Origin of the sequence: Lactiplantibacillus sp. ME-2 (assembly GCF_022549155.1) — a bacterium.
In the GTDB taxonomy this organism is placed as follows: domain Bacteria; phylum Bacillota; class Bacilli; order Lactobacillales; family Lactobacillaceae; genus Lactiplantibacillus; species Lactiplantibacillus plantarum.
This window is the reverse complement of record NZ_JAKZEQ010000061.1, coordinates 1-7,696: the sequence shown is the minus strand read 5'-3', so window position 1 is coordinate 7,696 and position 7,696 is coordinate 1. Positions and strand designations below refer to the sequence as shown.

At 45.9% G+C, this 7,696-nt stretch carries 8 protein-coding genes and 1 pseudogene; all 9 read right to left on the bottom strand.

Annotation, left to right across the window (positions count from 1 at the left end):
- Nucleotides 1-137: 137 nt before the first annotated feature.
- Nucleotides 138-777, bottom strand: a pseudogene (locus MMY95_RS14540) (CBS domain-containing protein).
- Between the two features lie 2 nt (nucleotides 778-779).
- Nucleotides 780-1,484 carry an ABC transporter ATP-binding protein gene (locus MMY95_RS14535; RefSeq protein ID WP_003646064.1) on the bottom strand — a complete coding sequence of 235 codons (705 nt, stop codon included), beginning with the start codon at nucleotides 1,482-1,484 and terminating at the stop codon, nucleotides 780-782.
- On the bottom strand, nucleotides 1,485-2,264 hold the full coding sequence (locus tag MMY95_RS14530) for an ABC transporter ATP-binding protein (protein WP_003646065.1): 780 nt from the start codon (nucleotides 2,262-2,264) through the stop codon (nucleotides 1,485-1,487). It abuts the gene before it with no gap.
- Nucleotides 2,257-3,219, bottom strand: a complete 963-nt coding sequence (locus MMY95_RS14525; protein WP_011101995.1) for a branched-chain amino acid ABC transporter permease — start codon at nucleotides 3,217-3,219, stop codon at nucleotides 2,257-2,259. The genes MMY95_RS14530 and MMY95_RS14525 overlap by 8 nt, the downstream gene beginning before the upstream one ends.
- Nucleotides 3,220-3,235: 16 nt before the next feature.
- Entirely contained in the window at nucleotides 3,236-4,114 is an 879-nt protein-coding gene (locus MMY95_RS14520) for a branched-chain amino acid ABC transporter permease (RefSeq protein ID WP_003642246.1), read from the bottom strand.
- A 30-nt stretch (nucleotides 4,115-4,144) separates the two neighbouring features.
- Entirely contained in the window at nucleotides 4,145-5,338 is a 1,194-nt protein-coding gene (locus MMY95_RS14515; RefSeq protein WP_003643351.1) for an ABC transporter substrate-binding protein, read from the bottom strand.
- 568 nt (nucleotides 5,339-5,906) lie between these two features.
- Nucleotides 5,907-6,125, bottom strand: coding sequence for a hypothetical protein (locus MMY95_RS14510; protein ID WP_003642248.1), 219 nt, complete (start codon nucleotides 6,123-6,125; stop codon nucleotides 5,907-5,909).
- Between the two features lie 94 nt (nucleotides 6,126-6,219).
- Complete coding sequence (locus MMY95_RS14505; RefSeq protein WP_003643352.1) at nucleotides 6,220-7,020, bottom strand: matrixin family metalloprotease; 801 nt, start codon at nucleotides 7,018-7,020, stop codon at nucleotides 6,220-6,222.
- Nucleotides 7,021-7,252: 232 nt separating this feature from the next.
- Nucleotides 7,253-7,603 (bottom strand): GtrA family protein, encoded by a 351-nt coding sequence (locus tag MMY95_RS14500; RefSeq protein ID WP_015825913.1) that lies wholly within the window; start codon nucleotides 7,601-7,603, stop codon nucleotides 7,253-7,255.
- Between the last annotated feature and the right edge of the window lie 93 nt (nucleotides 7,604-7,696).

Sequence of the window (7,696 nt, the reverse complement as noted above, 5' to 3'; positions counted from 1 at the left end):
CATATGAAGTATTTTTTGACAAACCGTTGCACTTAGTTTGACAATTCGCCCCACACACTTTCACCACGCCCTATAACTTTGTACAACGCGATGTCTTTAGCCACCTAATCTCCAATAATAGACAATAGCCGCCAGAGCTAATCACTGACCGGTTGTACTTCAAAACCTGCTGCTGTCAAGACTTGGTTAACATCGGCGGCCTGTTCACTATTCACGTGGAGCTCAATCACTTTTTCAGCCTGGTGATTTACGACCATTAACGTCTGAATACTTAAATCGTGTTCTGTTAAGACCTTTCCGATGGCAAAAATTACGCCGACATGGTCATGATGGACCACCACCCGAGTTACGATTCCCGGCTGGCCGTAACCAGCAATATTTAAGAACGCATCCAAGATATCATTATTAGTAATGATGCCCACAACTTGGTCGCCCGTCATGACTGGTAGTACGCCGATCTTATTTTTCCGCATCGTTGCAATCGCTGTTTCTAACTGAGCGGTTGCTGCGACAGTTTGAACCGCCGTTTCCATGATTTGATCCACCGTCGTCTTAGTAAGTAAGTAAGTAATTTAATTCATACACCGACAAACTCGTGGCCTGTGATGGCATCGCACGCTGAATGATACCATGCGTGATCAAGCCGACCATTCGATTACCTGCCATGACGGGTAACCGATGAATCGCATTTTTCTTCATTAATTCGACCGCCACACTGATCGTCGTTTTAGGACTAACAACGACCAGGCGTGGTGTCATATAATCTGCAACACTCATACTTAACCCCCTAGATAAGCTTTCTGAACTTCTGAATTAGCTAATAATTCGGAACCCCGACCACTAAGCTTGACTTGTCCACTAGCTAAGACATAGCCGCGGTCAGCGATTTTCAGGGCTTGATTGGCATTTTGTTCAATTAGTAAAACCGTCGTTCCAGCCTGATTGATTGCCTTGATGATCTCAAAGATCTCATTAATAAAGATGGGCGCTAATCCCATTGAAGGTTCGTCAAGCAACATCAGCTTGGGCTGCGCCATCAGTGCGCGGCCCATCGCCAACATTTGTTGTTCACCACCTGAGAGCGTCGCGGCATCTTGATGCCGACGTTTCTTCAAAATTGGAAAGTAGTCGTAAACTTGCTGATAAGTCTGAGCCAATTGACCCCGATCCTGCCGTAAAAAAGCACCCATTTGTAGATTTTCTTGAACAGACAGGCCGGGAAAAATATGGCGTCCTTCAGGAACTTGCGAGATACCCGCCCGCACAATTTTAGGAGCGGCCGTCTTTTGGATGGGTTGATCCAAATAGTGAATAGAACCACTGACCGGACGCATCAAGCCAGATATCGTGTGCAACAACGTAGATTTCCCGGCGCCGTTAGCACCAATCAACGTAACGATTTCACCCTGTTGCACGTCAAAACTAACACCTTTGACTGCCTGAATCGCGCCGTAATTAACGACTAAATCACGTACTTTAAGCATTTACACCCCTCCTAGATAGGCCTTGATAACGGCCGGATCATGTTGAATGGCTTTTGGCGTCCCAGTTGCCAGTAACGCCCCGTGCTCCAACACGTAGAGCCGCTCGACTACGTTCATAACTAGTGACATGTCGTGTTCAATTAGCACAACGGTAATATGAAATTCTTGTTGAATTCGGCGAATCAAGCGCGTCAAATCCGCCGTTTCTTCGGGATTCATACCCGCTGCGGGTTCATCAAGGAAGAGTAACTTGGGCTTCGTCGCCAGGGCCCGCACAATCTCTAATCGCCGCTGAATACCATATGGTAAACTCTTTGCGGGCTGATCAGCGACGGCGGTCAAATCAAACATCGCTAATAAGGCTTGCGCCGCCTGGGTCATTGCCCGCTCAGTCTGGTAATACTTAGGTAAGCGCAGGATGCTAGTCAAAAACCGTTCATGATAATGATTGGTCATTGCAATGCGCACGTTATCGAGTACACTCATCTCCTTGAACAACCGGATATTCTGAAATGTCCGTGAAATACCAACCCGAGCAATCGTAGCGGGCTGCTTGCCATTTAACGACACCACGCCCTGATCTGTGTAGAAACTAATGCTACCCGAACTAACCGGCGTTTCACCAGTCAACAAGTTGAATAACGTGGTTTTACCAGCACCATTCGGGCCAATCAAACCAATCAGCTCGTCTTGATCAAAATGGAGTGAAACGTCAGCAACGGCGGTCAGGCCGCCAAAGTTTTTGACCAACCCTTGTGCGTCTAATAACCGGCTACTCATGGTTAACCGCCTCCTTAGTTGATCGCCGTCTGAATAGACGCGTGAATGAGAACTCCCACGTTCCTAACAGTCCGGCTGGCTTAAAAATCATAATCAAAATCAGTGCCAATGAATAAATAATCATTCGGATCGTACCGAAGTTTTGTAAGATCGTGTCGAGCGCTCCTAATACGATTGCGGCTACGAAAGTCCCGGTAATACTGCCGACCCCACCGAGTACGACAATAATCAGAATCGCAATGGAAGCCATGATATTAAAATCACCCGGCGCAATCGTCTGAATGTAGGCCGCGTGCAACGACCCACCAATCGCCGCAGTCGCCGCGCCAAAGACGAAAGCGGCCAACTTCCAGCGCGTCGTATTGATTCCCATGGCACCAGCCGCCAGTTCATCATCCCGCACAGCCATCACGGCCCGACCACCGCGACTGTGAATAAAGTTGACCGTGATAATCGTTGTCAGACACATTAAGACATACACCGTTGCCCACGAAGCAAGTGCCGGGATATTGAATAACCCCGCTGCACCGTTCGTAATTTTCAGATTATTGATTAGAATCCGAATGATTTCGGCCGCCCCCATCGTCGCAATGGCTAAGTAATCACCGCGCAATCGTAATGTTGGGATGCCAACAATGACCGCCGCTACCATGGCAATCACCATGCCGACGATCATCGACAGATAAAATCCCGCGGGCGTCGCCATTGTTTGGGTCATAATACCAGTCGCGTAGGCGCCAATTGCCATAAAGCCGACGTGACCAAGCGAGAACTGGCCTGCAAACCCAATAATCAGATTGAGTCCCACCGCCAATATAACGTTGATACCAATCGTCACCAGCATATTTTCAATAAACGAGTTAATGACGCCCATCAGCTCTAAACCGTCAATCACAACAAAGCCGATAACCATCACACCGAGCCACGCCATGTTAGTTTTCAAATTTGCTTTCATTAATTTGGCGCCTCCCTCAGACTTTTTCCTTGGTTCGTTTACCGAATATTCCAGCCGGCAACACGAGCAAAATAACAATTAAGACAAAGTAAACCACCGCGTCCTTGTATGCGGATAGGCCAATCGCCTGAACACCAGTCTCCAGGATGCCGATAATAAAGCCCCCCAATGAAGCCCCAGGCACAGAACCAATCCCACCAATCACGGCTGCGACAAAGGCCTTGATACCGGGCGTCATGCCCATCAACGGATCAATCGAATTATAGTATAGGCCAATCAAGACTCCGGCAGCGCCGGCCATTGCAGACCCTAATGCGAACGTGAACGAAATCGTATGGTTAAGATTGATGCCCACCAACTGTGCAGCTTCGGGATCAACAGAAACGGCCCGCATTGCTTTACCCATTTTGGTACGTTTGATAATTAATTCCAATAGAATCATTAATAGGCACGCCGTTCCTAAGATCAGTAGCTGCACATTCGATACCCGCAATCCGCCCCAGTGATAAGTCACCACTTTGATTGCTTGGGGAAATGAACGGGCACTCGCACCAACAAAGTATGACATTCCATTCTCAAGCAAGAATGAAACACCGATTGCCGTGATTAGCGCGGTAATTCGCGGTGAATGGCGTAATGGGCGGTACGCGAAATATTCAATAATCACACCACTAACTGCACAGATCACCATTGCGGACAGGAGCGCCGCAACAAAGTTAAAGTGTAGTGACTTCAAACTGTAATAGCCCCAAAAGGCCCCCAACATATAAATATCGCCATGTGCAAAATTAATTAATTTGATAATGCCATAAACCATCGTGTAGCCTAGCGCCAATAACGCGTAGATACTTCCTAGCGATAGTCCGTTGATCAATTGTTGTCCAAATGTCTGCATATGTGTTCCCCCACGCTTTCACTAGTCTGACTATTTGACGTTATAAACCTTGCTGACCACGCCATTCGTCAATTGTTCAATTGAAATCGTCTTTTCAGGATTATGTTGCTTATCGATAGTCGTCGTCCCAGTGACACCCTTGAAGTTCTTAAGTTTGGCTAAACCATCGGCGATTTTAACAGAATTAGCCGAGCCTTCCTTTTCGATGGCTGCTTTGATCATATAAACCGAATCATAAGCGAGTGCTGAAAAAGTTGGTGCGGTACTACCATACTTTGCCTTGTAAGCACTCATAAATTTCGAAGCAACTTTGTTCGTTGCCGAAGCCTTAGTAGAAAATGGCGTCGTGTAATAAACATTGGTAGCATTAGACTTGCCAGCAATTTGGGCTAATTTAGCATCCGCCATCCCGTCACTACCAACGATTGGAGCCTTGATTCCCGCTTGCCGCGCTTGCTTAACGATTAGACCGATTTCTGAATAGTAACCAGGCGCATATATGGCATCGATCTTTTTATGTTTCAACGCAGTTAGGATGGCATTAAAGTCCTTATCGCCCTCTTGGAACGTTTGGCTGCTAACGACCGTGCCCCGATACTGCTTCTTAAACGCCTTTGTTAGGCCCGTGCCGTAATCACTGGAGTTATCAGTCAAAATGGCGACGCGTTTCGCCTTCAAGTTCTTAGTCACAAAGGTTGCTGCCGTGGCTCCTTGAAAATTATTCTGATAGCAAGCTCGGAATATGTACTTTTGAACTTTGCCACTCTTTTGCAACGTATAATCCGGATCGGTCGCTGATGGACTGACTGATGGTACTGCCGCCTTAGTCATATTAGGGATCGCCGCAGTCCCGGCGCTAGTTGTCGCGGGACCAACTACGGCCACGACCTTATCGTTATTCACGAGCTGGGCAGCCACGGAAGCAGCAGTCGTGTTCGATGTCTTATTGTCCCGGATCACCAACTGAATTTTCTTCTTGGTCCCCCCAACCTTGATTCCACCGCTCTTATTGATTTTCTTGACGGCTAACTGAATGCCTTGCTTTTGCTGTTCTCCATAACCGGCCGCAGATCCAGACAATTCCATATTGACCCCAATTTTAATAGTCTTGCCAGGATTATTTCCTTGACTTGAACTTGATTTGGCAGTGGCACACCCTGCCAGTGTCAACGCCATCGCACCAAGTGCTGCAATCTTCATCGTTTGTTTTTCCCATTTTTTCATTAGTTATTCCCACTTTCGTTTTTTTATTGCTACGTTGTTGACCCCGATCCTCCTTAAGTCACAAAAAGGCCTCATCCACCGTAGTGAATGAGGCCTTTACCCGGAACTGAGCCTCATTACCACAATGGGAAAGAAGGGCTCAGTTCACTTGAATTTTGAGTTATACTCAAGGTCAAGTGACCGGGTCCTTCTTCGTTAATAATAAGGCTAAATTTTGAACAGCAAGGGTTGTCAACAAGTTGGTTAGGTTAGATTGAATTTTCATAATTGACGCGCCTCGCTTTCAAAAGTTTTTGTAATGTTGATGTTTCTTAGATTAATTAACTTTTAATTATAAGTCAAGTGAATTTTTAATTGTTTTTATATTAATTAAAAGGTAAACCACTACGGGCTCATAGTGTCGACAGTAATTCAAAAAAATTATTTTTGGTCTTGATTAGCTTCGGTTGAGAGGCCCCCCTGACCAACCAGCTTATTCAGCCGGATTAAAAGCATAAAAAAAGAACTGATTACTAAACTGGCAATCAGTTCCCATTCAAAAATTAGGCCGTCATGGTCGTTATTCTAGTTAAGCCTTTAAGAGTTTTTCAACTTCGCTCTTGAGCTTAGCTTCGTCCATACTCATATAAGGCGCTACTTCGTCAGCCGTCTTGTCAGTATCATGACTATCAGCGTCCATAAAGTGATTCCAAATCGCATCCCGTACGGGTAACTTAGAGTCGCTCCAATCAAACACGTCCGTCATCTTTTCGTCTAACATACTGTTCATTTCAACTGCTGCAGCCATACTAAAACAACTTCCTTTCTAATTTTTGATACACCTTGATTATAGGTCAAAATTTGAAAAGTGGTTAAATTTTGTTTGGTATTACGAAAATAAATTACGCATTCTTTTGATAAATTGTTTCCAGGGCCGCAATATCAGCACTTGACAACGTGCTCTTACCTTGTGAAACCGGGTACATCACGGATTCAGTCGATGAACTGTGATCCAACCCTAACGCATGACCTAACTCATGAACTGCGACCGATTTACTGAAAGCTGAGGCGTATGAGCCGTTAAGACTAGCCGTCGCGTTATTCCAATATTGGATACCTCGCCAGCTAATTTGCTTAGTAATATCAGGGCCACCATGACCAAGTTCAACACTGGTCGCACCAGTCGTCATTTTTTTATGATACATCGAAAAAGTCACTGAATTTTGTGACCCGCTGGCTTGACCAGCTACCAGATGGACCAACCCAGTCTGGTTATAAGTCGCGACAGCTTCAAGAAAGACCTGCCGGGCCGCTTTGGGAACATTATGATCGAAGGAATAATAATACGTCTTCTTTAAGGTGGCGTTCTGCACGATCGATTCAATCGGTGTTGCTTGCGTTGTTGAACTAGTTGCTTGCGAACTCGAGCTAGTGACCGAACTGGCACTCGCAGTCTTATCCGTCTGCTGACCTGATGATTGCTTACTTGAGTTAGTCGCCGAATCTTCGGTAGCACTGCTAGTATCATCAGCACCCAACAAATGACTAGATAAGTCACCCGACAAGGCAGCCGCTAGATTCTGACGACTCGTCTGATATAAAGCTGCCGCGCGCGGGGCAAGCGTATCATAGTTGCGCCACCCAAATAACACGAGGCCGATTAGACACAGCGCTTTGATTCCGCGCATTAGATTTTTTAGCATGCTGTGCGCTCCTCTTAATTTTTTAACATGGTGACAAGCAATAATTTAAGTTTATTAAACCACATGACACCCCACTTAAACATAGCTCTTAGTGAATCATTAAGAATATTTAGGATTACCGCAATCTACTTGTAATCTTAATCCGCTTTCACACACCTACTCGTCATTCTAACAACCGCGGCACCCCACTGAACAAAAAAAGACGTGAATTTTCATTCCCGTCTTGATGTGGCTACTTATTTCGAAAAACATACAGTTTCGAGAACAAGAAGTTCCCAATGATGGCGCCGGCCTGCCCAAGAATCTTGGCTAGTACCGCCGAGCTCCCCAATACTGACATCAACAACCATAAAATAATCGCTTCAACGACGTACGTCACGATCCGGGTCGCATAGAACTTACCCATTTCACGATAAACGTGGTGTGAATGATGGTCGAACACTTTCAAGCGGTCCACCCAGAACGCGACTTGAACGGCAATGACCCAGGAAATAACATTAGCGACCTGGTATTCGAGTCCGATTAGGTGGTACATCGTATAGAAAGTTGCAAAGTTGACCGCAACACTGATCAATCCCCACAAGATATAGCGAATCGCCTGATTACGGGTTTCTTTAACGGGGGCAAATTACAAGTTTAATCCGAACAAGCCCGGAATCTTTCAATGGCAGTCTGT